Source organism: Georgenia sp. SUBG003, from assembly GCF_000715355.2.
Taxonomy (GTDB): domain Bacteria; phylum Actinomycetota; class Actinomycetes; order Actinomycetales; family Actinomycetaceae; genus Georgenia.
This window is the reverse complement of record NZ_CP180204.1, coordinates 4470327-4495076: the sequence shown is the minus strand read 5'-3', so window position 1 is coordinate 4495076 and position 24750 is coordinate 4470327. Positions and strand designations below refer to the sequence as shown.

19 protein-coding genes, 1 other RNA gene, 26 pseudogenes and 4 other annotated features are annotated in these 24750 nt (G+C 66.9%); of the genes and pseudogenes, 22 read left to right on the top strand and 24 right to left on the bottom strand.

The window, feature by feature from the left end:
• Positions 1–19 precede the first annotated feature (19 nt).
• The 4 genes and pseudogenes from DA06_RS25790 to DA06_RS25775 all read right to left on the bottom strand — a co-directional run.
• Positions 20–181: pseudogene (locus DA06_RS25790) on the bottom strand (type Z 30S ribosomal protein S14); the annotation flags it as partial.
• Positions 182–231: 50 nt separating this feature from the next.
• A pseudogene (locus DA06_RS25785) lies at positions 232–300 on the bottom strand (hypothetical protein); the annotation flags it as partial.
• 37 nt (positions 301–337) lie between these two features.
• Positions 338–460 carry a hypothetical protein gene (locus DA06_RS25780; RefSeq protein WP_418606421.1) on the bottom strand — a complete coding sequence of 41 codons (123 nt, stop codon included), beginning with the start codon at positions 458–460 and terminating at the stop codon, positions 338–340.
• A 106-nt stretch (positions 461–566) separates the two neighbouring features.
• Positions 567–701, bottom strand: a pseudogene (locus DA06_RS25775) (GntR family transcriptional regulator); the annotation flags it as partial.
• A gap of 360 nt (positions 702–1061) precedes the next feature.
• On the opposite strand from DA06_RS25775, the gene DA06_RS25770 reads away from it, so the two are divergent.
• The 3 genes and pseudogenes from DA06_RS25770 to DA06_RS25760 all read left to right on the top strand — a co-directional run.
• The gene (locus tag DA06_RS25770; protein WP_418606420.1) at positions 1062–1532 is read left to right on the top strand and encodes a vitamin K epoxide reductase family protein; all 471 of its coding nucleotides are present in this window, start codon (positions 1062–1064) and stop codon (positions 1530–1532) included.
• Positions 1493–1798 (top strand): hypothetical protein, encoded by a 306-nt coding sequence (locus DA06_RS25765; protein WP_418608431.1) that lies wholly within the window; start codon positions 1493–1495, stop codon positions 1796–1798. Before DA06_RS25770 ends, DA06_RS25765 begins: the two co-directional genes overlap by 40 nt.
• A pseudogene (locus DA06_RS25760) lies at positions 1699–2025 on the top strand (aminotransferase class I/II-fold pyridoxal phosphate-dependent enzyme); the annotation flags it as partial. The gene DA06_RS25765 and the pseudogene DA06_RS25760, both read left to right, overlap by 100 nt.
• 369 nt (positions 2026–2394) lie before the next feature.
• Here the strand turns inward: DA06_RS25760 and DA06_RS25755 are convergent.
• Positions 2395–2759 (bottom strand): annotated as a pseudogene (locus DA06_RS25755) (radical SAM protein); the annotation flags it as partial.
• On the opposite strand from DA06_RS25755, the pseudogene DA06_RS25750 reads away from it, so the two are divergent.
• Positions 2757–2959: pseudogene (locus DA06_RS25750) on the top strand (NADP-dependent isocitrate dehydrogenase); the annotation flags it as partial. The pseudogenes DA06_RS25755 and DA06_RS25750 sit on opposite strands and share 3 nt — an antisense overlap.
• Before the next feature lie 178 nt (positions 2960–3137).
• Here DA06_RS25750 and DA06_RS25745 read toward each other — a convergent pair.
• From DA06_RS25745 to DA06_RS25735, 3 pseudogenes are all read right to left on the bottom strand, one after another.
• Positions 3138–3308, bottom strand: a pseudogene (locus DA06_RS25745) (IS30 family transposase); the annotation flags it as partial.
• Between the two features lie 189 nt (positions 3309–3497).
• A pseudogene (locus DA06_RS25740) lies at positions 3498–3653 on the bottom strand (hypothetical protein); the annotation flags it as partial.
• Between the two features lie 91 nt (positions 3654–3744).
• Positions 3745–4300, bottom strand: a pseudogene (locus DA06_RS25735) (BNR-4 repeat-containing protein).
• A 33-nt stretch (positions 4301–4333) separates the two neighbouring features.
• Here DA06_RS25735 and DA06_RS25730 point away from each other — a divergent pair.
• Positions 4334–4910, top strand: a pseudogene (locus DA06_RS25730) (DUF4032 domain-containing protein); the annotation flags it as partial.
• A gap of 144 nt (positions 4911–5054) precedes the next feature.
• Here the strand turns inward: DA06_RS25730 and DA06_RS25725 are convergent.
• Positions 5055–5348 carry a hypothetical protein gene (locus DA06_RS25725; RefSeq protein ID WP_418606418.1) on the bottom strand — a complete coding sequence of 98 codons (294 nt, stop codon included), beginning with the start codon at positions 5346–5348 and terminating at the stop codon, positions 5055–5057.
• Positions 5349–5600: 252 nt separating this feature from the next.
• On the opposite strand from DA06_RS25725, the gene DA06_RS25720 reads away from it, so the two are divergent.
• The 3 genes and pseudogenes from DA06_RS25720 to gvpJ form a co-directional block, all read left to right on the top strand.
• Positions 5601–5882, top strand: a complete 282-nt coding sequence (locus DA06_RS25720; protein ID WP_418606417.1) for a hypothetical protein — start codon at positions 5601–5603, stop codon at positions 5880–5882.
• Entirely contained in the window at positions 5852–5932 is an 81-nt protein-coding gene (gvpO, locus tag DA06_RS25715; protein WP_418608236.1) for a gas vesicle protein GvpO, read from the top strand. Before DA06_RS25720 ends, gvpO begins: the two co-directional genes overlap by 31 nt.
• A gap of 98 nt (positions 5933–6030) precedes the next feature.
• Positions 6031–6618 (top strand): annotated as a pseudogene (gvpJ, locus tag DA06_RS25710) (gas vesicle protein GvpJ); the annotation flags it as partial.
• A 10-nt stretch (positions 6619–6628) separates the two neighbouring features.
• Positions 6629–7314, bottom strand: a sequence feature (23S ribosomal RNA rRNA prediction is too short).
• A gap of 1 nt (position 7315) precedes the next feature.
• On the opposite strand, the pseudogene DA06_RS25705 reads toward gvpJ, so the two are convergent.
• Both DA06_RS25705 and DA06_RS25700 read right to left on the bottom strand, forming a co-directional pair.
• A pseudogene (locus DA06_RS25705) lies at positions 7316–7462 on the bottom strand (hypothetical protein); the annotation flags it as partial.
• A gap of 681 nt (positions 7463–8143) precedes the next feature.
• A pseudogene (locus DA06_RS25700) lies at positions 8144–8662 on the bottom strand (heme ABC transporter ATP-binding protein); the annotation flags it as partial.
• Between the two features lie 530 nt (positions 8663–9192).
• Here DA06_RS25700 and DA06_RS25695 point away from each other — a divergent pair.
• Both DA06_RS25695 and DA06_RS25690 read left to right on the top strand, forming a co-directional pair.
• Positions 9193–9684: pseudogene (locus DA06_RS25695) on the top strand (histidine--tRNA ligase); the annotation flags it as partial.
• Between the two features lie 630 nt (positions 9685–10314).
• Positions 10315–10515, top strand: a pseudogene (locus tag DA06_RS25690) (MFS transporter); the annotation flags it as partial.
• A gap of 79 nt (positions 10516–10594) precedes the next feature.
• Here the strand turns inward: DA06_RS25690 and DA06_RS25685 are convergent.
• From DA06_RS25685 to allE, 4 genes and pseudogenes are all read right to left on the bottom strand, one after another.
• A complete protein-coding gene (locus tag DA06_RS25685; protein WP_418608235.1) occupies positions 10595–10858 on the bottom strand; it encodes an SLC13 family permease in 264 nt (87 codons plus the stop codon).
• An 11-nt stretch (positions 10859–10869) separates the two neighbouring features.
• Positions 10870–11367, bottom strand: a sequence feature (16S ribosomal RNA rRNA prediction is too short).
• Between the two features lie 42 nt (positions 11368–11409).
• Positions 11410–12024: pseudogene (locus DA06_RS25680) on the bottom strand (hypothetical protein); the annotation flags it as partial.
• A 222-nt stretch (positions 12025–12246) separates the two neighbouring features.
• Positions 12247–12767 (bottom strand): annotated as a pseudogene (locus tag DA06_RS25675) (AAA family ATPase); the annotation flags it as partial.
• Between the two features lie 298 nt (positions 12768–13065).
• Positions 13066–13598, bottom strand: a pseudogene (allE, locus tag DA06_RS25670) ((S)-ureidoglycine aminohydrolase); the annotation flags it as partial.
• 28 nt (positions 13599–13626) lie between these two features.
• Between allE and DA06_RS25665 the strand changes: the two are divergent.
• Both DA06_RS25665 and DA06_RS25660 read left to right on the top strand, forming a co-directional pair.
• Positions 13627–13767 (top strand): annotated as a pseudogene (locus DA06_RS25665) (permease-like cell division protein FtsX); the annotation flags it as partial.
• Between the two features lie 304 nt (positions 13768–14071).
• The gene (locus DA06_RS25660) at positions 14072–14539 is read left to right on the top strand and encodes a VanW family protein (RefSeq protein WP_418606416.1); all 468 of its coding nucleotides are present in this window, start codon (positions 14072–14074) and stop codon (positions 14537–14539) included.
• A 148-nt stretch (positions 14540–14687) separates the two neighbouring features.
• Here DA06_RS25660 and DA06_RS25655 read toward each other — a convergent pair whose 3' ends face one another.
• Positions 14688–14954, bottom strand: a complete 267-nt coding sequence (locus DA06_RS25655) for a hypothetical protein (protein WP_418606414.1) — start codon at positions 14952–14954, stop codon at positions 14688–14690.
• Here DA06_RS25655 and DA06_RS25650 point away from each other — a divergent pair.
• A complete protein-coding gene (locus DA06_RS25650) occupies positions 14944–15375 on the top strand; it encodes a hypothetical protein (RefSeq protein WP_418606413.1) in 432 nt (143 codons plus the stop codon). The two genes, DA06_RS25655 and DA06_RS25650, sit on opposite strands and share 11 nt — an antisense overlap.
• Positions 15357–15707, top strand: a pseudogene (locus tag DA06_RS25645) (cytochrome c oxidase subunit 3); the annotation flags it as partial. The gene DA06_RS25650 and the pseudogene DA06_RS25645, both read left to right, overlap by 19 nt.
• Before the next feature lie 74 nt (positions 15708–15781).
• Here the strand turns inward: DA06_RS25645 and DA06_RS25640 are convergent.
• From DA06_RS25640 to DA06_RS25620, 5 genes and pseudogenes are all read right to left on the bottom strand, one after another.
• A complete protein-coding gene (locus DA06_RS25640; protein ID WP_418606412.1) occupies positions 15782–16399 on the bottom strand; it encodes a molybdopterin cofactor-binding domain-containing protein in 618 nt (205 codons plus the stop codon).
• 398 nt (positions 16400–16797) lie between these two features.
• Complete coding sequence (gene dctP / locus DA06_RS25635; RefSeq protein WP_418608233.1) at positions 16798–17340, bottom strand: TRAP transporter substrate-binding protein DctP; 543 nt, start codon at positions 17338–17340, stop codon at positions 16798–16800.
• Positions 17326–17570: a sequence feature (23S ribosomal RNA rRNA prediction is too short), on the bottom strand. It overlaps the preceding gene by 15 nt.
• 27 nt (positions 17571–17597) lie before the next feature.
• Positions 17598–17763 (bottom strand) — a sequence feature (23S ribosomal RNA rRNA prediction is too short).
• A gap of 130 nt (positions 17764–17893) precedes the next feature.
• Positions 17894–18130: a hypothetical protein gene (locus tag DA06_RS25630; protein ID WP_043507686.1), complete on the bottom strand. Its 237-nt coding sequence runs from the start codon at positions 18128–18130 to the stop codon at positions 17894–17896.
• 204 nt (positions 18131–18334) lie between these two features.
• Positions 18335–18673, bottom strand: a pseudogene (locus tag DA06_RS25625) (urate oxidase); the annotation flags it as partial.
• A 133-nt stretch (positions 18674–18806) separates the two neighbouring features.
• Complete coding sequence (locus DA06_RS25620; RefSeq protein WP_418606410.1) at positions 18807–18998, bottom strand: hypothetical protein; 192 nt, start codon at positions 18996–18998, stop codon at positions 18807–18809.
• Between the two features lie 136 nt (positions 18999–19134).
• Between DA06_RS25620 and DA06_RS25615 the strand changes: the two genes are divergently transcribed.
• The 5 genes and pseudogenes from DA06_RS25615 to DA06_RS25595 all read left to right on the top strand — a co-directional run.
• Complete coding sequence (locus DA06_RS25615) at positions 19135–19911, top strand: carbohydrate ABC transporter permease (protein WP_418606408.1); 777 nt, start codon at positions 19135–19137, stop codon at positions 19909–19911.
• An 8-nt stretch (positions 19912–19919) separates the two neighbouring features.
• An RNA gene (gene ffs / locus DA06_RS25610) (signal recognition particle sRNA small type) lies at positions 19920–20016 on the top strand.
• Positions 20017–20090: 74 nt separating this feature from the next.
• Positions 20091–20291: pseudogene (locus DA06_RS25605) on the top strand (ATP-binding protein); the annotation flags it as partial.
• 127 nt (positions 20292–20418) lie between these two features.
• Positions 20419–20592 (top strand): annotated as a pseudogene (locus DA06_RS25600) (TetR/AcrR family transcriptional regulator); the annotation flags it as partial.
• Between the two features lie 206 nt (positions 20593–20798).
• Positions 20799–21191: pseudogene (locus tag DA06_RS25595) on the top strand (SIS domain-containing protein); the annotation flags it as partial.
• On the opposite strand, the pseudogene DA06_RS25590 reads toward DA06_RS25595, so the two are convergent.
• Positions 21153–22116: pseudogene (locus tag DA06_RS25590) on the bottom strand (hypothetical protein); the annotation flags it as partial. The pseudogenes DA06_RS25595 and DA06_RS25590 overlap by 39 nt on opposite strands.
• Before the next feature lie 244 nt (positions 22117–22360).
• Entirely contained in the window at positions 22361–22738 is a 378-nt protein-coding gene (locus DA06_RS25585) for a hypothetical protein (RefSeq protein ID WP_043507674.1), read from the bottom strand.
• Between the two features lie 329 nt (positions 22739–23067).
• Here DA06_RS25585 and DA06_RS25580 point away from each other — a divergent pair, with 329 nt between their 5' ends.
• The 3 genes from DA06_RS25580 to DA06_RS25570 are packed head-to-tail and all read left to right on the top strand — an operon-like array spanning position 23068 to position 23944.
• Positions 23068–23340: a lactate/malate family dehydrogenase gene (locus tag DA06_RS25580; RefSeq protein WP_418606406.1), complete on the top strand. Its 273-nt coding sequence runs from the start codon at positions 23068–23070 to the stop codon at positions 23338–23340.
• A complete protein-coding gene (locus DA06_RS25575) occupies positions 23310–23702 on the top strand; it encodes a molybdopterin-dependent oxidoreductase (RefSeq protein WP_418606405.1) in 393 nt (130 codons plus the stop codon). Before DA06_RS25580 ends, DA06_RS25575 begins: the two co-directional genes overlap by 31 nt.
• A complete protein-coding gene (locus DA06_RS25570) occupies positions 23660–23944 on the top strand; it encodes a hypothetical protein (protein WP_418608429.1) in 285 nt (94 codons plus the stop codon). Before DA06_RS25575 ends, DA06_RS25570 begins: the two co-directional genes overlap by 43 nt.
• On the opposite strand, the pseudogene DA06_RS25565 reads toward DA06_RS25570, so the two are convergent.
• A pseudogene (locus tag DA06_RS25565) lies at positions 23839–24275 on the bottom strand (PTS transporter subunit EIIC); the annotation flags it as partial. The gene DA06_RS25570 and the pseudogene DA06_RS25565 overlap by 106 nt on opposite strands.
• Positions 24276–24750 lie beyond the last annotated feature (475 nt).

Genomic DNA, 24750 nt, shown 5'->3' with positions numbered 1-24750 from the left:
GGGACCTACGACGTAGTCGTTACCAGCTGGACTTGGTCACACCGGGGAGCTGGCCGGCAAGGGCCATCTCGCGCAGGCAGATGCGGCACAGCCCGAACTTGCGGTACACCGAGTGCGGGCGCCCGCAGCGCTGGCAGCGGGTGTAGGCGCGCACGGCGAACTTCGGGGTCCGTGGTGCTCGTGGAGCTGCTCGCCGACGGCAGCCTGCGACCCGAAAGAGACGAAGTACAGGCGCTGCATCTCCTCCAGCAGGTTGCGCAGGGATCCTGCCAGGCGCTCGTTCCCGGAGACCTGCGCGATCCGGACGTGCAGCTCACGGTTGTCGATCAGGAACTTCTCATAGCTCCGCTGGTCCCCGGGCGTGTAGGTGGTCCGGGCCAGCTCCGAGGTTGCGAAGGTCGTCCGCCGAGCCGCGCTCGATCGCGAGCTGAACGGCCGCCGGCTCGAGGATCAGCCGCATCTCGAACAGATCCCTGACGCTGCCGAGCGTCAGCTGGCGGACGCGGTACCCCCACTCGCGGCCGCACCTCGACGAAGCCCTCGTGCACCAGTCGCTGGAGCGCCTGACGGATGGGCGTTCGGCCGAGCCCGATCTGTTCGGCGAGGCTCACCTCCCGCAGTTCTGCACCTGGCGGCAGGCGGTTCGTGACGACGAGCTCCTTGAGCCGCTCGTACGCCTCGACCGTGGCGCTGGAGCTCATTCCCGCGCCGGTGCTCCCGCAAGGTGTAGACCCGGACGATCTGGCCGGTGCGTCCGTCGCGGTACCGACTGACGAGATGCTCGGGGCTCAGCCCCCTCTGAGCGCCGCCGCGCATCCCGCCGGTAGCGACGATTTGGCCCGTGGCGTCGTCGACCACGACGAGCATGAACGGTCCGTCTGGCGTGACGTACCAGCCGATGAGGTCGTCGATGTCAGAGTGGATCGCCGGGTCGTACTCGGAGCCGAAGTCCTCGGCCACGGAGCGGAACATGACCGCTCGGGCGCCGTCGAGGTCAGAGCTCGTGAGTTCGCGGATGGTGATGCCCGGTACGTCGGTCATGTCTGGCTCCTCGTAAGAAGGTGGCAGGTGCTCGGAACGGGAACGGCAGGCCGCGAGGTCAGGCCTTCGTGGGGCACGCCTTCGTCGTCATGCTGGCCTCCTCGCTGCTCAGCCTGGTCGCGTCCCTCGTCCTCTCGATCGACGCCGTGCGCCTGGCCGCGGACCCCGACGTGGCGCTCGCCTGCAACATCAACTCCGCGATCTCCTGCGGGACCGTCGCCCAGGCGTGGCAGGCGAGCGTCCTCGGCTTCCCGAACGCCTTCCTCGGCCTCGTCGCCGAGCCCGTGGTGATCACGCTCGCCGTGGCGTCCCTGGGGGGCGTGCGGTTCCCGCGCTGGTTCATGAACTCCGCCCAGGTGGTCTACCTCATCGGGTTCGGCTTCGCGTACTGGCTCTTCGCGCAGTCCTACTTCGTCATCGGTTCGCTGTGCCCTGGTGCCTCCTGGTCACGGTGTCCACGACCACCGTCTTCACCTCGCTGCTGCGGGTGAACATTCTGGACAACACCCTCGGTCTGAGCCCCACGGTGCACGAGCGGCTGTGCACGTGGCTGCGCATGGGTGCCGACTACGCCCTCGAGGTGGTCTGGTTCGTCCTCCTCGCCGCCGCGATCCTGCTGAAGTACCAGGCCGCCCCCGCACGGAGCGCACCAAGGCCCTGCTGTTCTGCTCGCCGTCGAACCCGACGGGTTCGGTCTACTCCCCTGAGCAGACCGAAGCCATCGGCCGTTGGGCCGTGGAGCACGGCGTGTGGGTGATCACGACGAGATCTACGAGCACCTCGTCTACGACGACACGGTCTTCACGCCGATCCAGAGCTCTCCCCGAGCTCGTCGACACCTCGATCGTGCTCAACGGCGTCGCCAAGACGTACGCAATGACCGGCTGGCGGGTGGGCTGGATGATCGGCCCGAAGGACGTCGTCAAGGCCGCCACCAACCTGCAGTCGCACCTGACCTCCAACGTCGCCAACGTCTCCCAGCGGGCCGCCGTCGCCGCGCTGACCGGGGACCTCTCCGCGGTGGAGCAGATGCGCGCCGCGTTGACGTGCCAGGAGCACAGCGGTGCATCCTCGAACTGGCGCAGCCAGTGCTTGAGGAGGCGCACCACGCGGGCGAAGGTGACCTCGGTGCGCTTGATCGCCGCCAGGACGAGATCGGTGTGCTCCTCGGTCCGACCTGTCCCAGGTGCTGTCCTTGGGGATGTACAGCCCGCTGCCGGAGGGGTGGTCCAGGGCGACGATAATGTCGGCGGTGAAGTCGTCCCAACCCTGGCGCATCGGCTCGTTGAATCGGATCAGGACCGACCGCTTGCGGCCCTTAACCTCCACGCGCAGGTCGCCGAACTCTTCCTTGAGCTCGCGTCGCACGGCGTTCGCGGCGCGCTCCTTCAGCGCGAGGGTTCCGGACTCGGCCAGGGCCGTGATGATGCCGGGCACTCAGCCGGTAACGGCCTCGGCGGCGCATGTAGGGGTCCGAGTTGGTGCCGAGGGCGACGTGCTCGCGCCTCCAGGACGGCCCGCGCCGAGCTCCTTGCGGAGCACGTCCACGCGTTCGTCTTGACGACGATCTGGGTGTCGAAGTCCTTGCCGGAGTCGAGGTCGAGGTACTCGTGGGTGCGCCGGGCGAAGCAGTAGGTGCACCGGTGCAGGCAGCCGCGGGTCGGGTTGATGGTCCAGACGAAGGGCATGGACGAGGCCGCCGGCACCCGACCGGCGGCCTCAAGCACCGTGGCAAGCTCGACGGCACGCCCGAGGTCACCGGCTTCGCGGAGACGCTCGAGGCGTCGTCATCAAGTCGGTCGAGTCCGGCAGGATGACCAAGGACCTCGCCCTGCTGGTGGGCAAGGACCAGGAGTGGCAGACCACCGAGGACTTCCTCGCCACCCTCGACGAGAACCTGCAGGCCCGCCTGGCCTGACGTCGTCACCTCCCGGCGCCGGCGCAGTCGCCGCCGCGCCGGACGCAACGGTGAGGACCTGGTGCCCCTGCGGCACCGGATCCTCACCGTTCCTCTTTCCCCTCGGCGCCGCCCGCCCGCCGCGTCTCCGACCCCACCCCCCGGCGAGATGTCATTTCCTCCGCGAGACGTGGCGGTCTCAAGGGGTGGTTGCAGCACCGGCTTGTTGGTGGGTGGAGAGTAGCGCCTCGAGAGCCTCGGCCGGGGTGCGCCAGTCCAGGGTCATGCGGGGGCGGCCGTTGAGGAGGGCGGCGACCTCGTCGAGGCGTTCGGGGCCGTGGACCGACAGGTCGGTGCCCTTGGGGAAGTACCCGCCCCAGGCGAGATATCCGCCAATGTCGTCCGTGGGGTATCCGAGTTCGGCCTCTGGGTGGCGAGGCAGCCGTAGCGAGATTGACCCCGCGCAAGGTCGTTGACCCCAGCTCGCCGCTGCCCCGAAGCTATCGGTGTTCTGCGTAGCAAGGTCGACGAGGGCTAATGCAAGCGGTCTGCAGCGTACGAGGCGACGATGGAGATAGGAATTCGGAAGATCCTGGAGCACGAACGCACGAACCACTGACTCGTAGTTGGCGCGGTCCCGAAAGAGCTCGCCGCCCCACCACAGACGAGCGAGCGCGTGCTTGTTGTCGGGGCCGGTCCAGCGGTGCTCGGCCACCCCGTTCTCGCCGTCCCAGCGCCAGGTCACGTAGTCGCGATACCGGACGCGAGCCACAGCCACATCCGTCGGTCACTGGCCTCGGCCCGGGTCAGGCGCAGCGCCAGTGCACGCGTGGCGCCCATCCAGCGTCGTCGACCGTCATCGACGTCTGGTTCATCAGCGAGCTGCCCTGTGGCACCACGGCGGCGACCTCGGCGCTGCGGCTGTTCTCCGGGGTGTGGTACGTGATCGGCAGCTGGTACGACGAGCCGTCGGACCTCTCGAAGGTCTCGCCGGACGAGTCGACGGACCGGGCGTAGAGAATGTTGTGGTTCGTCCTGCGTCGGGGTCTCGCGCCACGTCCAGCTCAGGTGCAGGCGGCCCTGGGAGTCCACGGCGGCCTGCCAGTACGCGGAGCGCGTGTCCTGTCCGTCGATGAGGTTGTCGTGAACCCGTGCCCACCGCGCCTCCTCGTGGTCGTAGCGGTTGAGCACCACGTTGCCGTTCCCGGAGGCACCGTCACGGTAGAGGAAGAACAGGTCACCGTCCGGGAGACGGAAGAACTCCGGGTAGGTCACCACGCTCTCCTGGTCGTACGGACTGATCATGGACCGTTCGCGGCCCAGCTCCAGAGAGCCGGGCGCCACCGAGCGTGCGTAGCGCAGCGGGCTGTTGTGGTGGCTCCACGCGACGTGCAGATAGCCGTGCTCATGGACCTCCAGGCCGGCGAGATGCTGGACGAGGACGTCGACGTGGTCGAGGTCGGCAACCAGATCGTCGACCGCTACGAGTCGCTGTGGGCGGAGCTGCGCGCGAGGAGTCCTTCGGCTCCACCGAGCGCCAGCGGGTGACCGAGCGCATCAACCGCCTCAACGACCTCGGCTTCGACGTCGGCGAGCTCACCATCACCACCGACGTGGACGGCACCACCGTCTCGATCCAGCCCAAGGTCGACGCCGGGCACTACCACCGGCAGATCATGCGGCTGACCGGCCTGGACGTGCAGGAGAACCAGGCGCGGCGCATGCTCAACGACCTCGAGAGCTACCGCGCAGAGACGGACCGGCAGAACGACGACCTGACCATCGTGGCGCACGACTGGCTCGACGAGGTCTTCAACCCCACCGTCCACGCCGTTCCGCGGGACCTGCGCCGCAAGCTCGAGCCCGCCGAGATCTTCCACGAGGTGTTGGAGCACCGCTGGTTCGTCTCGGAGCAGCAGGCCCGGGACGTGCCCATGCACGAGGCGTGGGGTCCTACGTCGAGAAGGTGCTGCGGCGACCGGCAGGTCCGCGTCGGGGCGGACCGTGATGATCGGGCAGATGATCGAGTGGTCGATCTTGAGCTCGTGGCTGAAGGAGAAGTCGAGTCCCGGTCCACGAGCCTGGTGCATGTAGTCCGACAGCTCCTTGTCGCCCTTCAGGACGTACCGGGGATGCCGAACTCGCGCTCCTCGTTGTAGAAGGTGGCGTCGTAGGTCTCCTGCTTGCCGATGAGGAACTGCGGGTAGTTGTCCAGGAAGAACTGGTGGAAGTGGTCCGCACCGACCATCACCAGCACGTCCGGCTCGGCGGCCGTGAGCGTCTCGCGGTAGGCCTCGACCTTGCGCTGCCACTCCGCCGCGTAAGGCGGACGCTGGTCGGGCGGAGACGTCGTCGCCTTGTAGTAGAAGGGATGGTGCGTGCTGGCCAGCACAGCGGTGAGCTCAGCCATACCTGCTCCTCGGGTCCGTTCCTTTTGTGGTGGTCTAGGGTCAGTGCGCGTCGTCGGCCGACTCGTCGTCCAGGCGAACCACGTCTTCGCCTACGGCCGGTTCGCCGACCAGGTGTTCATCGGTGACTGGAACGGCGACTACAGGGACACCATCGCGCTGCGCCGGGCAACACCTTCTACATCAGCAACGCTCAGCGTGGGGGGCAGGCCGAGAAGGTCGTCGCCTACGGCAGGCCGGGCGACGTCATCCTGGTGGGCGACTGGGACGGCGACGGAACCGACACGTTCGCGGTGCGCAGGGGCAACGCCTACCACATCAAGAACAGCATCTCCGGTGGGCCTGCGGACAGGGTCGTGTACTACGGCAAGGCAGGCGACGAGGTCGTCGTCGGAGACTGGGACGGCACGGGCGGCGACACTCTGGCCGTCCGGCGCGGGAACGTCTACCACGTGAAGAACTCGCCGCGGGTGCCAGCACGTCCGACATCATGGCGGAGTACGAGATCGAGCTCGACGAGGACGGAGAGCTCATGAGCTACCGTCGGCGTGCGAGGTACGCGCGCGGCCATACCGAGGACGGCTGAGCGTTTGCGGCTGAACCCGGAGAGAGGAGGCCGGGCATGAGCGTGGTCAGCGGGCGAGGGGAGCCCTCGAGCCGCAGCGTGACAGGGACGGGTCGCTGGTGCACGTCATCGAGACCCTGCTCGACAAGGGGCTCGTGCTCAACGCCGACATCATGGTGTCGGTGGCCGGGGTGGAGCTGCTGGGCATCCGCATCCGCGCCGCCCTCGCCTCCTTCGAGACGGCCGCGAAGTACGGGCTCGAGTTCCCGGCCGGCACGGACACCGAGACGCTCGCCTCGATGACGGGCCTGCCCCTCATCGAGACCAAGGCCAACGACGTCTCGGCCTACATCCCGACCAACGTCATCTCCATCACCGACGGCCAGATCTTCCTGCAGTCGGACCTCTTCAACGCCAACCAGCGCCCCGCCGTCGTCGGTATCTCCGTCTCGCGCGTCGGCGGTGACGCCCAGATCAAGGCGATGAAGAAGGTCTCCGGCACCCTGAAGATCACGCTCGCCCAGTACCGGGCCATGGCGGCCTTCGCGATGTTCGCGTCCGACCTGGACCCGACGACGCGCCAGCAGCTCACCCGGGGCCAGCGGCTCATGGAGCTGCTCAAGCAGCCGCAGTACACCCCGTACCCCGTCGAGGACCAGGTGGCGTCGATCTGGGCCGGCACCAACGGCTACCTCGACGACGTCGACGTCCAGGACGTCGCCCGGTTCGAGTCCGAGCTGATCGACCACCTGCGACGCCACACCTCCGTCCTGACCGTTTACTGGGGCTTAAATTCTGAGCTTCGCCTCGCGGCTGACCCGTCCTCTTAACCTTCCAGCACCGGGCAGGCGTCAGTCCGTATACATCGTCTTGCGACTTCGCACGGACCTGTGTTTTTAGTAAACAGTCGCTTCTCCCTGGTCTCTGCGGCCCGAAAGGGCTAGCCAGTCAGTGGCCTCACCCCCTCACGGCCCCCCTTCTCCCGAAGTTACGGGGGCATTTTGCCGAGTTCCTTAACCACGATTCTCTCGATCGCCTTGGTATTCTCTACCTGACCACCTGAGTCGGTTTAGGGTACGGGCGGCTAGTCCCTCGCGTCGAGGCTTTTCTCGGCAGCATAGGATCACCCTGCTTCCCCCATACGGGGTCACTGTCGGACCTGAGGCTTCGTGGGGTGCGGATTTGCCTGCACCCCGCCCTGCATCCTTAGACGTGCATTGCCATTAAGCACGCGGTGGCTACCTGTCTGCGTCACCCCTGTTAACACGCTTGCTTACTGCCGGATCGGGTCCCACGCGCGGTCCCGCCGGTTCCCGAAGGAACCCACGAGACGTTGGGTGGTTAGCCCGTGCGCTGGAAGCCGAACATCGAGTAGAAGATGTAGACGGGGATCATCGGCTCGCCGTGCACGGCGTAGCTGGTGCCCACCACCTGCATGGCCGCGGCGGACCCGGCCTCGTTGATGCCGGTGTGCAGGATCTGCCCCTGCTCGGACTCCTTGTAGCTCAGCATGAGCTCCTGGTCCACGGCCGTGTAGTTCTGGCCGTGGATGTTGAAGATCGCCGTCGGGAAGATCGAGTCCAGACCGAACGTGCGCGCCTCGTCCGGGGATGATCGGGACGATCCGCCGGCCGATCTCCTTGTCCTTCATCAGCTCCTTGAGGAGACGGACGAAGGCCATCGTGGTGGCGATCTCCTGGTGCCCTGAGCCCTTGGCCAGAATCTCGTAGGGCTTGGCGTCAGGGAGCGTGAGGGCCTTGGACTCGGTCAGGCGCTCGGGCACGAACCCGCCGAGCGCGCGGCGGCGCTCGAGCATGTACTGCAGCGTCTCGTCCGACTCGTCCGGCCGGTAGTACGGCGCGGCGCCGCACCGGCGGGGTGCGGGCCGCCCTCACCTCGACCCTGCTGTGGGTCTACGCCGCGGTCGCGATCCTGCCGCTGCTGACGATGGTGCTGAACTCCTTCCGCACGGACCAGGAGCTGGTCTCCGAGCTGGGCTGCGGCCGAGCCGAGCCTGGCCGCGTACCAGGAGGCGTGGATCGAGGCGTCGTTCTCCACGTACTTCTGGAACTCGATCGTGGTGACCGTGGGCTCCGTGGCGCTCTCGACGGCGGTGTCGCTGCTCGCCGCCTACGCCCTGGCCCGCAGCCGCTCACGCCTCATGGGCGTGATCGAGCAGGTCTTCGTCTCCGGCCTGATGATGCCGGTGTTCCTGATGATCGTGCCGATCTTCTACCTGCTCGACTCGATCGGCATGGTATCCACCCGCACCGGACTGGTGCTCGTGTACGCGGCCGTGTCCATCCCGTTTCGACGATCGACGATCTGGCCGCGGTACATCACGGCGATGGCGGTCGGCGAGGGCGAGAACCTCGTCCAGCTCGGTGGAGACGATGATGACGGGGTGCCCCGGTCGCGTTCCTCGACGATGCGCCGGTGCATGAACTCGATGGAGCCGACGTCCAGGCCGCGGGTGGGCTGGGACGCGATGAGGATCCGCAGCGGACGGGACATCTCGCGGGCGATGACGACCTTCTGCTGGTTGCCGCCGGAGAGCGTGGAGATCGGGTCCGCCGTGGAGGTGAGCCGGATGTCGAACTCGTCGGCCCGCCGGGTCGCGTTCTCGCGGACCACGGCCGGGCTCATCGCCAGGCCCGAGGCGTAGGGCTCGGTGTCGTACAGGTCGAGCACGAGGTTCTCGGCCACCGAGAAGGACGAGATGATGCCGTCCGTGGACCGGTCCTCGGGTCCCCATGACTTCGCTCGCCGAAGACGCCGAGAATGACCGCCTGGCCACCGGCCTCAACGGTGGCATCCACCACTTCCTCCTACCAGCATTCGGGTGGGGATCGGGTATCGCACTCAACGAGGCCAAGGAGATCGGGGACCTCGCCGCCGAAGTGCGAACGGCATTGCGCGGGTGGCAGCGGTCCATGCGCTCGAAGCCGACTAAGAAGCAGAGCGACGCGCTCATTGACCTGTCTTATCGGGTCGAGCGGGTCTGGCAGATTGCCCTGCGCCGCCTGCAAGTCGCCGAGCAGGAGATCCGGCGCTCGATCGCGTCTGGCGCCGACGACCTCCCGGTGGGCGGGCGCGTGCAGCGGCAGCAGATCGAGGACGCGCTCAACGATGTCGGTAGTGGCTACCGGCGGCTACGCCGCGTCATGGACGCCTGGTGCGCCCTGTGGTTCTGGCCCCTCACCGAGAGCCGGACCACGATCGTGGTGGACGGCGAGCGGAGGCGGGTCTACCCGCCCACGCTCGACCAGGACGTCGGCCCGGACAAGCAGCTCGGCCTGCACTTCGACCTCACGGTCCCCTTCGCCCGCTGGGTCCTCGAGCACGCGGGCCAGCTGTCCTTCCCGTTCAAGCGCTACCAGATCCAGAAGGTCTGCGCGGGGGAGCGGCCCCAGGACGGGCGCTTCCGTGAGTTCACGCAGGCCGACATCGACGTCGGTGCCGACACCCTGCCGTTCCACTTCGAGGTCGAGCTGCCGCTCGTCATGGCCGAGGCCCTGGCCGCCCTCCCGATCCCGCCGGTGCGCATCAGCGTCAACAACCGCAAGGTCGCGCAGGGGTTCTACGAGGCGATCGGCCTCGACGACGTCGAGTCCGCGCTCCGGGTGATCGACAAGCTGGACAAGATCGGCCCCGAGGGCGTCGCCCGGGCGCTCATGGACGAGGCGGGCGCGACACCGGACCAGGCGGGCAAGGCGCTGGAGCTGGCCTCCATCAGCGGCACCGACGCCTCGGTGGCCGACCAGGTCCTCGCCCGACAAGGCTGTCGCCGTCCGCCTCAGCCTGGAAGGCTGCGAACGTGACCGGCCCCTCTGGCTGTTCATCGATGGTGTTCATCACCTCGCGGCATAGTCCAAATATGAGGTCCGCCGCGTTACCGATGCGCTCTTCGTTGTGTGCGATCACTGCGAAAAGGACGCGCTCGCACGCATCGATTGCACTGGAGACGAGTTCCCATACTGAGGGTCCTTCAAGCCGGTCACGTGCAATCCTGGACCATCCGTAACCTGTCGCCGCTACGGCTGCAGGGGCAATCGACCACTCCGTACGGCCATCGAAATTTGATTCGTCCGCGTGAAGGTGTGTGATGTGCAAAGGGTTCACGTGATGCTGAGCGGCATTGCGCCAATCCCAGCACGCCCGAAACTCCGGATGCTCGTCATACAGCCTCTGAAAGTGGCTCGCAGCGTGATCGTGTGCAGACTGCCCAAGCGCCAGGCCAACCTCACGCTCTGTTCGACGTCGGAACATCGCCAGGTGCATCAGCCACTCATCAAGAGCCATACTCCACTCGGCGCGGAATTCTAGGTCGGTGACCCAGTCCGGCTTTCTGATGATCCCGATGATGGTCGGCATCATGGCCACGTCCAGCCTCCGGCGTCGCCATCACCAAGACCGGGAAGTACCGGCTCTACACGATCTCCGGGATGGGCATCGCCACCGCGACCCTGGTGTGGATGACCACCATCACCGCCGAGATCTCCATGCTGCAGTACTCGGCGATGGTCTTCGTGCTCGGCGCCGGCCTCGGCCTGGTGATGCAGACGATCGTGCTGGCGGTCCAGAACGCCGTCGACCCGCACGAGCTCGGCACCGCTACCAGTGCGAACAACTACTTCCGCGAGATCGGCGCCGCCCTCGGGACCGCGCTGTTCAGCTCGATCTTCACCTCGCGGCTCGTCGACAACCTCGAGGACGTCTTTGCCGGTGTCCCGCGTGCCTTGGCGGCGGGCTCAGCACGCCGAACGCGAAGCGGCGGTCGAGGCCGTGCTTGCGCATGGACTCGGCGATGATGAACCCGCCGACGAACACGAACAGCGTGGAGTTGCCGAAGAGGGCGAACACCTCGTCGGCGGGAGCGACCTGGAAGATCACCACCACCGACATCGCGAGGATCGCCGTCACCGGGATAGGGATGGCCTCGGTGATCCAGTAGATGATGACGAAGGTGAGGATCCCGGCCAGCCGCTGGGCCGGCTCGTCGAGGGTCCCGGCGTCGAGTTGCAGACCCCAATCCGAACTGAGACCGGCTTTTTGGGATTCGCTCCACCTTACGGCATCGCCGCCCTTTGTACCGGCCATTGTAGCATGCGTGAAGCCCAAGACATAAGGGGCATGATGATTTGACGTCATCCCCCACCTTCCTCCGAGTTGACCCCCGGCAGTCTCCCATGAGTCCCCGGCATAACCCCCTGGCAACACAGGACAAGGGTTGCGCTCGTTGCGGGACTTAACCCAACATCTCACGACACGAGCTGACGACAACCATGCACCACCTGTACACCGACCTTGCGGGGGCGCCCATCTCTGGACGTTTCCGGTGTATGTCAAGCCTTGGTAAGGTTCTTCGCGTTGCATCGAATTAATCCGCATGCTCCGCCGCTTGTGCGGGCCCCCCGTCAATTCCTTTGAGTTTTAGCCTTGCGGCCGTACTCCCCAGGCGGGGCACTTAATGCGTTAGCTGCGGCACGGTAGGGCGGTGCCGCCGTCGAGAGACGTGGACCCCCCATGACGCCCTTGGCGTGCTCGACCGTGACGAACGCCTGCCCGGCAGGGACGCGGAAGCCCTCGGTCACCAGCTTGAAGTGGTGGATGAGGGACTCCATGGAGGTCGACATGATCTCCTTGATGTGCTCCAGGGAGTTGCCCTGGCCGTCCGAGCCGATCGAGAGTTGGGCGGGCCAGGCGATCTTCTTGTCGGCAACCATGACCGGCCCCGGCGCCGCGTCCAGGCGGTCGAGCGCCTGGAGCACGATCTTGATCGACTCGTAGCACTCCTCGAACCGGACCATGGTGCGGTTGTAGGAGTCGGAGTAGTCCCCGGTCGGCGGGACGGTGTCGCGCAACGCATCTCGTCCACTCCGGTGGGTGTCCCGCAGTCCTGCCCTCCCTACGTGAGGTGCGCTGGGACCGAGGGCACGTCCGGTCGAGACGGCTGGTCGGGAGCCCCTCGGATCCCGCCGAGGAGGGTGGTGGTCCTGATGGATTTCTGGGAGAACTTCGGTGAGGTGGTGTGGTGGTTCCTGTGGATCTTCGCTTTCACCGCCTATCTCGTCATCCTTTTCCAGATCATCGGTGACCTGTTCCGCGACCATGAGCTCAGCGGCTGGTGGAAGGCGGTCTGGGTGTTCTTCCTGATCTTCGTGCCGTTCCTGACCGCGCTGACCTACCTCATCGCGCGGGGCAAGGGCATGGCCCAGCGCAACGTGCGCGCGATGGAGACCGCTCAGCGGGAGACCGAGGCCTACATCAAGGACGTGGCGGGCAGCAGCCCGAGCGACGAGATCAGCAAGGCGAGAGCGCTCCTCGAGCGCCACCGGCTCGGTCAGGATGCGCACGAGCGCGTCCTGGTCGAGCTTGCCCACCGTCGCCACGATCGGCAGCCGTCCCACGAACTCGGGGATGAGGCCGAACTTGTGCAGATCCTCGGGCCGGACCTCGGAGAAGAGGTCGACCTCCTGGTCGGCGGAACGCAGAGGCGCGCCGAACCCGATGCCTCGCCGCCCGGCGCGGGAGATGATCTCCTCGAGCCCCGCGAAGCCCCCGCGACGATGAACAGCACGTTCGTCGTGTCGATCTGGAGGAACTCCTGGTGCGGGTGCTTGCGTCCACCCTGCGGCGGCACCGAGGCCTGGGTGCCCTCGATGATCTTCAGGAGCGCCTGCTGGACGCCCTCGCCGGACACGTCCCGTGTGATCGACGGGTTCTCGCTCTTGCGGGCGATCTTGTCGATCTCGTCGATGTAGATGATGCCCTTCTCGGCCTTCTTGACGTCGAAGTCGGCGGCCTGGATGAGCTTGAGGAGAATGTTCTCGACGTCCTCGCCGACGTACGGCATCCCCGTCCACGGCTCGCAAGATCCGTGGGCCCACGGTGTCCCCGGAGCCGGCTCAGGCATGTGATGGGGGTCATGGTGGGGGGTTGATCGTGGTTCGGGGCTGTGTAGTATTGGTGGGCCCTGCCAGGGAGGCACGGACACCGTGAGGGTGGCCGGTCCCGGGGGGGGAGTCCTGGTTCTGAGTGTGGTTTCGTGCTGCGCGGGGGGGCCGGGGTGCTGTGTCGAATTCTTTTGTCCTGGTGAATGTGTCCTGGATTACTCCGGGGGGGGATTTGCGGGGGGGCGGGGTTGGACGGGGTTAGGTTTGACGGTTGACGTCCTTGTACAGCAGGTAGCGGAAGTTGGACGGGCCGCGGCGTAGCAGGCCTGCGGGCAGAACGCGCGCAGCGACATGAAGTCGCCCTCCTGCACCTCCACCCAGTCGCCGTTGAGGCGGTAGACCGCCTTGCCCTCGAGCACGTACAGGCCGTGCTCCATCACGTGCGTCTCGGCGAACGGGATCGCGCCCGGCTCGAACGTCACGATGTTGACGTGCATGTCGTAGGCGAGGTCGTCCACCGGGAGCATGCGGGTGGTGCGCCACCTGTTGCCGGTGTCCGGCATGGCGACCGGCTCGACATCCTGCTCGTTGCCGAACACCGGTCGGGCCACGTAGCCCTCGAGCGGCTCGTAGGCCTTGCGGATCCAGTGGAACTGCACGGGCCCGGCACCGGCGTTGCGCACGTGCCAGCTCGTGCCGGCGGGTGCGTAAGCGAACCCGCCGGGCGCGAGCACGTGCGTCTCCCCCTCGATCGTCACGGTCAGCTCGCCGGTCACCACGAGCACGAAGCCCGTCGGTGACCTCCTCGCCGCCGAGAGCATGGCGCCCTACGTGGACGAGGTCTACCTAGAGTCCAAGGAGGACGCCTTCGCGTTCCAGGAGCAGATGGCGGACACGGTCTGGGCCCAGTCCCTGACCGTGGAGCAGATGCAGGTCTCCTACCGGGTCAAGCTCGTCGACCCCGAGCAGTACCAGATCGTCGCGGACGAGCTCGAGGGACGCCCCGGCGTGGAGGTCGTGGTGGACCAGCGCGAGCAGCTCGAGCCGCTCTTCCTGATCCTGAACCGCACGACCCTCCTCTCCGTCGGCCTCGGCGGGGTCATGATCGTCACCGCCGTCCTCCTCATCACGACGACGATCCGGCTCTCCGCGATGTCCCGGCGTCGCGAGACCGGGATCCTCGTGACGGCGGAGCCGGAGTTCACCACGGCCGACGCCGAGGCGCTGGGTGTCAAGGAGGTCATCCGCGGAGTTCTCCACCCCGATGCCCTACGACCCGGTCCGCACCACCAACCTCAGGGTCGGGGCCCAGAAGGTCACCGGCGTGCTCGTGAAGCCGGGGGAGGAGTTCTCCCTCCTCGACGTCATCGGGCCCATCTCCGCCGCGAACGGGTACGTCTCCTCCGTCGTCGAGGACGGGTTCGTCTCCACCGCGGTCGGCGGCGGGCTCTCCCAGCTCTCGACGAACATGTTCAACGTGGGCTTCCTCGCCGGCATGGACGACGTCACCCACACCCCGCACAGCCGCTGGTTCGACCGGTACCCCGCGGGCCGGGAGGCCACGCTCTGGGAGCCGAGCACGGACATGGTCTGGCGCAACAACACCGACTACGGGGTGCTGGTCCAGTCCTGGGTCACCGGTGACCGGGTGCACTCGCGCCTGTGGGGCACCAAGGCAGGAGGTATGGGCTCGTCGCTGAGCCGAGACCGGTTCCCCATCGACCCACCGTAGAACGTCGGTCTCGGCTGGGCACGCCGCTTGGGAAGATCCCCGCAAGATCGGCGTCGACCGTGCCGGACGGGTGGCGGGAAGGTGCTGATGTACGGCTGACGGCCCTCGCCCAGGTGGTGAGCGACACGACGGCCGCCCCGGCCCCCGCTCACTCGGGGCGCGTCAGCACCTCCAGGAACTCATGGTTGACGAAGAGGACCTCCCGGCCGACCTTGACGTCGCTGAGAAGCCCTGCCTGAACCAGGGCGTGCAGCCACGACGACGCGGTTTGACGCGAGACGTCGCACCGGTCGGCGACAGTGTTGATCCGGCAGTAGGGCTGCTCGAACAGGACGGCCAAGAACTGCGCGTCCCGTCCCCCAGGGTAGCGGCGCGAGCTCCAGTCGGGCCGCCTCGGGGTCTCCGTGACCTTCACCGACGTCACGCCCTACCGTCAGCTGCACAGCGAGCTGGAGAGCAACCGTCAGCTCGAGAACGCCTACGCGGAGCTGCAGAGCAGCAACGAGGAGCTCGAGACCACCAACGAGGAGCTGCAGTCCACGGTCGAGGAGCTCGAGACCACCAACGAGGAGCTCCAGAGCACGAACGAGGAGCTCGAGACCATGAACGAGGAGCTGCAGTCGATGAACGACGAGCTCCACGCCACGAACGAGGCGCTGCGCGAGGGGCAGGACGAGATCAACCGGCTCAACTCGTTCATGGTGTCCGTGCTCGGCAGCATGACGAGCGGCGTCGTCGTGGTCGGCGAGGACCTTCAGGTGCTGGCGTGGAACTCCACCGCCGAGGACCTGTGGGGCGTGGGAACGGTCCAGCGCGCCGGACCGGCTCGCTCCTGAACGTGGCTCGGTGGGGCATGCAGGAGTGGTACACGCTCACCTTCGTGATGGGCTCCGTCTTCGTCGCCGGCCAGGTGACGGAGTACACCGAGCTCATCCACCACGGCCTGACGATCTCGAACAGCACCTACGGCTCGGTCTTCTACATCACGACCGGCTTCCACGCGCTGCACGTGATCGGCGGGCTCGTCGCGTTCCTCTACGTCCTCGCCAGCTCGTTCGCAGCCCGCCGGTTCGGTCACCTCGAGGCCGGCCGGGCCGTCGTCACCTCCTACTACTGGCACTTCGTCGACGTCGTGTGGATCGGCCTGTTCTTCGTGATCTACGTGCTCGACTACGCGCTCGTGCAGTACGTCCCACATCTCTCCCCGCCAGCTCATTTCCCTCCGACCCGAACGAGGACGTCTCATCGTGAAGGCACTCGCCAACAGCAGGAGGAGCCGGTACGCACCGGCCGTCCTCCTGCTGCTAGCCCTGATCCTGACCGGCGCGCTCTACGCAGTTGTCCTGACCCCGAGGTGCCGGACGGCGTCGAGCACGGCGTTGACGCCGCCGGGGTCGAGGCGATGGTCCCCGCCTCGCCGACGCCCTTGGTGCCCAGGTCGTTCGTCGACGGCGTGACGGTGTTGTCGGTGACGAAGGAGATCGTGTCGGCCGTGGTGGGCAGGGTGTAGTCCACGAAGGAGCCGGTGACCAAGGTGCCCTGCTCGTCGTACACGGCCTCCTCCCACAGCGCCTGCGCGATGCCCTGCACGAGACCGCCGTGGATCTGCCCCTCCACGAGGAGGGGGTTGACGATCGTGCCGACGTCGTCCACGCACACGTAGCTGCGCATCTTCGACTGCCCGGTCTCGGTGTCGACCTCCATCGCGCACAGGTGGGTGCCGTGCGGGTAGGAAAAGTTCACGGGGTCGTAGGTGGCGTCGGCGTCGAGGCTCGGCTCCATCCCGTCGGGCAGGTCGTGAGCGGCGAAGACGGCGAGGGCCAGGTCGGTGAGCCCGATCGAGGCGTCGGTGCCGCGCACCTGGAACTTCCCGCCGGTGAACTCCAGGTCCTCCTCTGCGGCCTCGAGGACGTGCGGCGGCGACGTACATCTTGTACTGCCACATCACCTGGTCCTCGGTGAGCTCGGTGTCGGGGTCGGAGCCGAACCGGAACGTCATGCCCGCGTCGGTGAGCCACTCCCCCCACCGCACGCGCCTCGTCGTCGGGGACCGTCTGCATCTGCGCCCACAGCTCGGACTGCGAGAGGCGCTCCTTGTAGATGCCGAGGGGGATTGAGCAGCTCGTCGTCGATGATGGCGTTGTACATGCCCATGCAGCCCTCGTCGAAGACACCCCATGATCGCCTTCTCGGTACGCAGCTGCTCCGCGAGGGCGCGGCCCAGCCGGACCTCCTCCGTCTCGGGCAGGGCGGGCAGGTCACGCACGTGGGAGGTGTCGTGCTCGAGGGTGCCGGTCTCCAACCAGGTCCGCAGGCAGGCGAGGAACCACTCGTCCTTTCCGTCCACCGTCCACGTGGTCGAGTACGGCACCCGAGCCTTGGTCAGGGAGGCTTGAGCCCACGCAGGTCCTCGGGGTGCGGATCGGCGTGTCTCCGGTGTAGAAGGACCGCGCACCCGAGCTGTAGTAGGTCAGGCCGACGAAGCCGTCCTCGGCGGTCGAGCGGAAGTACTCGGCCATCTCGGGCGAGTCCATGACCTCGTAGTACTCCTCCTCGGACTCGAAGACGTACGGCAGGCCGACGTGGTAGCCGGGGTCGTAGTTCGCCAGGCCCGGCGCGCTCACGCGGGTCATGTCGACGACCCCCTGGCTGAGCTGGCCCAGGACGTGGGTCTCGGCGCCGAGCTGACCGTTCCCGTACATCCTGACGACGATGCGGCCGTCGCTGGCCTCCTCGACCTCCTCGGCGAAGGCGGTGAGCGCCTGCGAGGTGACGTGGGTGTCGCCGAGGTTGTGGGCCAGGCGCAGGCTTCCACGTCCGGCCTATCAACCCAGTGGTCTGCTGGGGGCCTTCCCACCACGAGGGTGGTGGAAACCTCATCTTGAAGCAGGCTTCCCGCTTAGATGCTTTCAGCGGTTATCCCTTCCGAACGTAGCCAACCAGCCATGCTCCTGGCGGAACAACTGGCACACCAGAGGTTCGTCCGTCCCCGGTCCTCTCGTACTAGGGGACAGCCCCTTCTCAAGTTTTCCCTGCGCGCGCAGCGGATAGGGGACCGAAACTGTCTCACGACGTTCTAAAACCCCAGCTCGCGTACCGCTTTTAATGGGGCGAACAGCCCAACCCCTTGGGACCTACTCCAGCCCCCAGGATGCGACGAGCCGACATCGAGGTGCCAAACCATGCCGTCGATATGGACTCTTGGGCAAGATCAGCCTGTTATCCCCGGGGTACCTTTTTATCCGTTGAGCGACGGCGCTTCCACAAGCCATGAAGTCGGCGTGCCGTTCGGGCCATCGATGATCCTTGGCGCAGCCGGTCGGCGCGGCGTGGGTCCCGCCGTGTTCCCGTCTCTCAGCTGACTTCTTCGGCAACCCTCGCACCGGTGAGCGCGCTCAGCTCGCGAAGCCGTGCTTCGCATCCTTCGACGATGGCCCGCACAATCTCCGCCGTCGGGCGCAGCTGACTCAAGCTGCCGACCACTTGGCCAACGAAGAAGGACTCAAGGTTCCGTGCGCGGTCACTTCCTTTCTCGGCGGCGACGTCGATGCGTTCCCAGGCCTCACGAACAAGCATCGGCTGAAGCGGCATCGGCAGAGGCTCGGGGGCTCCTGCCGCATGCCACTCGTCGATCCACGCGCTGCGCAGTTGCCGCGCGGCCTTGCCGGTTCGCGTCGGGGAGACGCGTCTCGGTCCCGCCCTTGACGAGGCGTGGTTGTGCTCGCCGTCGGCCGCGTTGCGCGTAACGGACGTCGGGGATGTGCTCCCCAGGTGGTACCTCCTTCACGCCCCCAGCCGCCCGCCGGCGACCCAGTCGAAGGAGGCGGTGAAGTGCTCCGAGAGGCGGATGGGCGAACTCCTCCGGGGACGAGATGCCCTCGCCCGCAAACGCGAAGATCGTGTTCTTCTGGGTGTCCGGCAGACGGGCGAGTTGTCGCCCTTGGTGTGGGCGACGGTGAACTCACCGCGCAGCTGCGAGGTGACGGACAGCTCGGTGACGCGGTGGCGCGGCCGGTCCCGGTCGACCCGGACCAGGCGGACCTCGGCCTTCCCGTACTGGTTGTCACCGAGCACGATCGAGCCGTCGGCCTCGGCGGAGCCGCCGGTCACGGGGTTGGTGAGGGTGTCGCTCATGTCCAGCTCCTTCGATAGGTGTTCTGCGACGTGGTGGGCCGGGACGGTCCTGAGGGTTCCTTCCGCGTGTGCCGTCGTCGCCAGGCAGGGCGAGCTCGACGCGGTCGAGAAGCAGATCGTCGGCCTCGAGAGCTCACTGGCCGAGTTCGAGGCGCAGGAGTCCCGCATGCAGGCCCAGCTCACCACGGCGCAGAGCGAGCTCTCCGTGCTCCAGGGCCGAAAGACGCTCGAGATGGAGATAGCAGATCTCACTGCCAGGATCGATGCGATCAACGGCAACTCGCGGCTCAAGCGAGAGTTGCAGGATGAGCGAGCCGCGAAGCAAGCCGTGCTCGCCGGTGTGGACGCGCAGATCGATGACAAGACTGCACAGATCTCCGCGCTGAGCGGTGACCTCGCGGCTCTGCAGATCCAGATCGGCCAGATCAACGGTCAGCTCGCCGGCAAGCAGGCTCAGAGCAGTGAGCTCCAGAAGGCACTGCAGGCTGCTCAGGACGCCGCCGAGGTGGCGAACAAGGCGGTCGCCGACAAGACGGCAGAGCTGGCTGGACTCCAGGAACAGCTTCCCGGCCTGCGCACGGCTGGTGCTCTTCTCCGTCTTCGTGATCCTGCCGACCGCGCTCGGCGTCTGGATCAGCCTGCACGACTACGACTACACCCTCCCCGAGAAGCCGTGGGTCGGCCTCGACAACTACACCGGCCTCCTGGGCGGAGACTCACCCTTCGCCGCACCTTTCTGGAACGGCATGCAGGCGACGGCGATCTTCACCGTCGCCACGGTGCCGCTCCTCCTCGTGCTGCCGCTCGTCGTGGCACTGGCGATGAACGTCAGGTTCCGGGGCCGCAACTTCTTCCGCGCGATGTACTTCGCGCCCTACGTCCTCGGCGTCGCCGTCGCGGTGCTGTGGCGGTACCTGCTCGACACCAACATCGGGCTCGTCAACCACTACCTCGAGGCCGTCGGGCTGACGTCGGCGATCCCCTGGCTCACGCAGCTGCCGTGGGCGTGGGTCGCCCTCGTCGGGGTGACGGTGTGGTGGACGCTCGGGTTCAACACCGTCATCTACCTCGCGGCGCTGCAGGACATCTCCCCGGAGCTGTACGAGGCGGCGAAGATGGACGGCGCCAACGCCTGGCAGCGCTTCCTCCACATCACGCTCCCGGGGCTCCGGCCCGTGCTGCTCTTCGTCACGTCGGTGACGATCATCGCCTCGGTCAACATGTTCGCGGTCCGTTAGACTTCGTCGGCGACCCCTCGTGCGGCGTCATCTTGCCCGAAGCTCCCCCAGGGCCGGAAGGCAGCAGGTAGGTGAGCTCTGGCGGGTGCACGGGGGGTCCTCTCATGCCCGTGCGCGGCTGTGCACAGCCCTGACGAGGGTGTGTGCCAGGTGTGGGTGCGCGCGGCTAACCTCGGTCCGTGAGCACAGCCCTGTACCGCCGCTACCGGCCCGAGACCTTCCAGGAGGTCATCGGCCAGGAGCACGTCACCGAACCTCTTATGGCGGCGCTGCGTGCGGACCGGGCCAACCACGCCTATCTCTTCTCCGGGCCTCGCGGCTGCGGCAAGACGACGTCGGCCCGCATCCTGGCCCGCTGCCTGAACTGTGAGAAGGGCCCCCGACACCCCTAACGAACGCAACAGCGCGTCTAGTAGGACCTAAGGCCTGCGTAGCCCGGGGGAGGCACCGCTTTCTGGGTGTCACGGAGAAGTGCCGACACTGAAACTTCCACCCGGGAGGAACGTCATGAGCGACTCCGGCGAGATGGGACTCCGCGCGCTGAAGAAGCAGATGACCCATGAGGCCATCGCAGAGGCCGCGCTGAAACTGACCATCGAGAAGGGCCTCGACCACGTCACCATTGACGAGATCGCCCGGCAGGCCTTCGTGTCGCCCCGGACGTTCTCGAACTACTTCTCCTGCAAGGAGGAAGCCCGTCGCGGCCGACGATCACTACACCGACGACGTGGTGGCCGCGCTGGAGCGCCGGCCGGTGGACGAGCCACCGCTCGAGTCGCTCCGGCACGTGTTGGTCGACCTGGCTCGGTCTCAGTCCCGCCAGCAGCTCCGCGGCTACGTCGAGAGGGTCGAACTCGAGGAGCAGTTCCCGACGCTCCGTCCCTTCCAAGGGCGGGTTCGCCACCTTCATGGAGAAGGAGATCCACGACCAGCCCAAGGCCGTCGCGGACACCCTGCTGGGCCGCACGGACGGCCACGGCAACCTCGTGCTCGACGAGCTGCGCATCGACGAGTCCATCCTGCGCAGCGTCGACAAGATCATCGTCATCGCGTGCGGCACCGCCGCCTACGCCGGGCACGTGGCCAAGTACGCCGTCGAGCACTGGTGCCGGATCCCCGTGGAGGTGGAGCTCGCGCACGAGTTCCGCTACCGCGACCCGGTGGTCAACGAGAAGACCCTCGTCGTGGCCATCTCCCAGTCGGGGGAGACCATGGACACGATCATGGCGATCCGGCACGCGCGCGAGCAGGGTGCGAAGGTCCTCGCCGTGGTCAACACCCAGACCGTCCAGGCGCTGCAGGTGCAGTTGACGACGAACGTGAGGTTGTCGAGGTTCTGCTGGGCGGCGAGCTGCAGCATGCCGCGCGACTCCGGCTCGTCCATCTCGCCGTCGCCGAGGAACGCCCACACGTGCTGCTGGGACGTGTCCTTGATGCCGCGCTCGTGCATGTACCGGTTGACCCACGCCTGGTAGATCGCCTGCGCAGGGCCGAGACCCATGGAGACCGTGGGGAACTCCCAGTCCGGCATGCGGCGCGGGTGCGGGTAGGACGGCAGCCCGCGGCTGCCCTCCGGGTGGGAGTACTCCTGGCGGAAACCGTCGAGGTCCGACTCGGAGAGCCGGCCCTCGAGGAAGGCGCGGGCGTAGTTGCCGGGGGAGGCGTGGCCCTGGAAGAAGACCTGGTCGCCCCCGCCCGGGTGCTGCTTGCCGCGGAAGAAGTGGTTCAGGCCCACCTCGTAAAGCGTCGCGACCGACGCGTACGACGAGATGTGCCCGCCGACGGACACGCCCGGGCGCTGCGCGCGGGTGACACGGTTGAGCAGCACCGGGTGCTCGCGGATGACCTCGGAGAGACGTCCCACACCGGGCGCGAGCGCTCGACCATGCGCTTGGCCGCCTTGATGTTCTGCGCGTGGTTGAGGTCCACGAGGCGCTTCATCACGAACGGCTTGAACAGCTCCAGGGCCATCTGCTTCGGCAGACCGCACTGGTGCAGGTTCAGGGTCGGGCCGACGACGATGACCGAACGGCCCGAGTAGTCGACACGCTTGCCGAGCAGGTTCTGGCGGAACCGGCCCTGCTTGCCCTTGAGCATGTCCGAGATCGACTTCAGCGCCCGGTTGCCCGGGCCCGTCACCGGACGCCCGCGGCGGCCGTTGTCGAAGAGCGCGTCCACGGACTCCTGGAGCATGCGCTTCTCGTTGACTGGCGTGCCGTGGACCGTGTCGAGAGGACCGGGAGGAACGAAGCAAGACGCGGGTCGCCGTCGGAAGGCTCGGGTGCAAGGCACTTGGTCAGAGGCCACGGCCCGAGCACGGTCCGGAGTCTGCCGTGACGCTGGAGCCACCAGTAGTCCGGAGGGACGAGGGACTTGCGGCCATAGTTCTTGTTCGTCTGGTGGGCGACCGTCCACTCGATCGGACTCGCAGACCGTAGGGCAGTCGCGGTCAGCCTCGCGCGTCCTCAGGGCTCAGCTCGGGCAAGAACTCCAAAGGGTAGAGCGGCGGGGTAGGGCCGTTGACGACCACCTTCTCCGGTTGCGGACGGGGGCCCTTGAGCGAGTTGATGAAGCCGGTGCGGGCGTGGTGCTCGTACGCCCGGAACCAGGCCTCGACGGGCGCATTGCTCCGTGGCTTCGGCCTGTCCGACAGGCCTAACGCCTCCAGGCACTCGAAGTCCTGGCGGTGGAAGCGTTCGTCGACGACGAAGTCGCGGTCCTGCGTCTGGTCGCCGGGGAAAACTGCCCCTCTCCTCAGGACCGAGCCAAGCGGCTTCCACGCCCCGGACTCGACGCGGACCTGGACGGTCTCCTCCGGACGGACCACGGCAGCGCGTCCCGCAGGGCCTGGACGGCCACCTTGGCGGGACCCACACCATCGGACGCGGCACCCGCCACCACCTCTTCTCATCGAGGTGTTGCGTGGACCCCTTGAGACCGCCCCGTCATTTCGTCAGCGAGACCTCACCGCTCGATGTCCGACACCGCCCCCACCAGCGCGGCAGCTTCAACGTCTCAAGGAGAAGTTGACGTCTCGCGGAGAAGTTGACATCTCGCGGGGGAGGGGTTGGGGTGCTGGGCGGACGCCGGAGGGCCCGCGGCGCAGGGAGTAATCTTGATGCCGAGATATCTCCAACCCCACGAAGGAGTGCGTCGATGACCACGACACCGGTGAACGTCACCGTGACCGGAGCTGCCGGCCAGATCGGGTACGCCCTGCTGTTCCGCATCGCCTCCGGCCAGCTGCTCGGACCGGACACCCCGGTGAAGCTGCGGCTGCTGGAGATCCCGCAGGGCGTCAAGGCGGCCGAGGGCACCGCGATGGAGCTGGACGACTGCGCCTTCCCGCCGGAAACGCGCTGGTCAACCAGCACGCGGACATCAACCGCACCGTCAAGTTGCTCGAGGACGACACGAAGTGCGAGCTGATCGTCGTCGTCGACAACCAGATGACGGTCTCCGCGCGGTACGCGGACATCCTGCTCCCCGACGTCTCCAACGCCGAGCAGCTGGACGTCGTCCAGCAGGGCAACGCCGGGACCATGGGCTACGCGATCGTCGCCGACAAGGTGATCGACCCGCTCTACGACTGCAAGACCACCTACGAGATGTGCACCGAGATCGCCAGGCGGCTCGGCGTGGAGCTGGAGTTCACCGAGGGGAAGACCCAGGAGGACTGGGTGCGCCAGATCGTCGAGGAGTCCCGCGCGGGATTCCCGACCTCCCCTCCTTCGAGCAGCTACGGGAGATGGGGGTCTGGAAGGTCAAGGGTGAGTCCACGATCGCGCTGAAGGACTTCCGCGACGACCCGGTCGCCAATCCGCTGCCCACGCCTTCGGGAAGGATCGAGATCTTCTCCGAGCCGCTGTGGGAGATGTCGAAGACCTGGGAGCTGCCCCGGGCGACCGCCTCACCCGCCCTTCCCCGCCCGCCCGAGAACGTGAACCCGTCCTTGATGCCGATGGCGTTGACGAGCGCCAGCGACGTACCGGTCAGCACGGCGTGGATGACGTACAGCGGGAACGCCACGTAGGCGAAGGCGTACTCCAGGGCTCGGTGATGCCCGTGAGGAAGGACGTCAGGGCGACAGAGATCATGATGCCGCCGGTGACCTTGCGACGCTCCGGCTTGGCGTGGCGCCAGATCGCCAGGGCCGCAGCCGGCAGGGCGAACATCATGATGGGGAAGAAACCCGTCATGAACGTTCCGGCGGTGGGGTCGCCGGCGAAGAAGCGGAAGATGTCGCCCTGGGCCACCTGCCCGGTGTCCGGGTTGGTGTACTCGCCGAACTGGAACCACGGCAGGTTGTTGAGCAGGTGGTGCAGGCCGAAGGGGATCAGCAGGCGGTTGACGGTGCCGAACACAGCCACTTTCAGAGGCTGTATGACGAGCATCCGGAGTTTCGGGCGTGCTGGGATTGGCGCAATGCCGCTCAGCATCACGTGAACCCTTTGCACATCACACACCTTCACGCGGACGAATCAAATTTCGATGGCCGTACGGAGTGGTCGATTGCCCCTGCAGCCGTAGCGGCGACAGGTTACGGATGGTCCAGGATTGCACGTGACCGGCTTGCGGAAGGACCCTCAGTATGGGAACTCGTCTCCAGTGCAATCGATGCGTGCGAGCGCGTCCTTTCGCAGTGATCGCACACAACGAAGAGCGCATCGGTAACGCGGCGGACCTCATATTTGGACTATGCCGCGAGGTGATGAACACCATCGATGAACAGCCAGAGGGGCCGGTCACGTTCGCAGCCTTCCAGGCTGAGGCGGACGGCGACAGCCTTGTCGGGCTATCAATACATCCGCTTAGGTACGACCTTGCGAGCCACGCGCT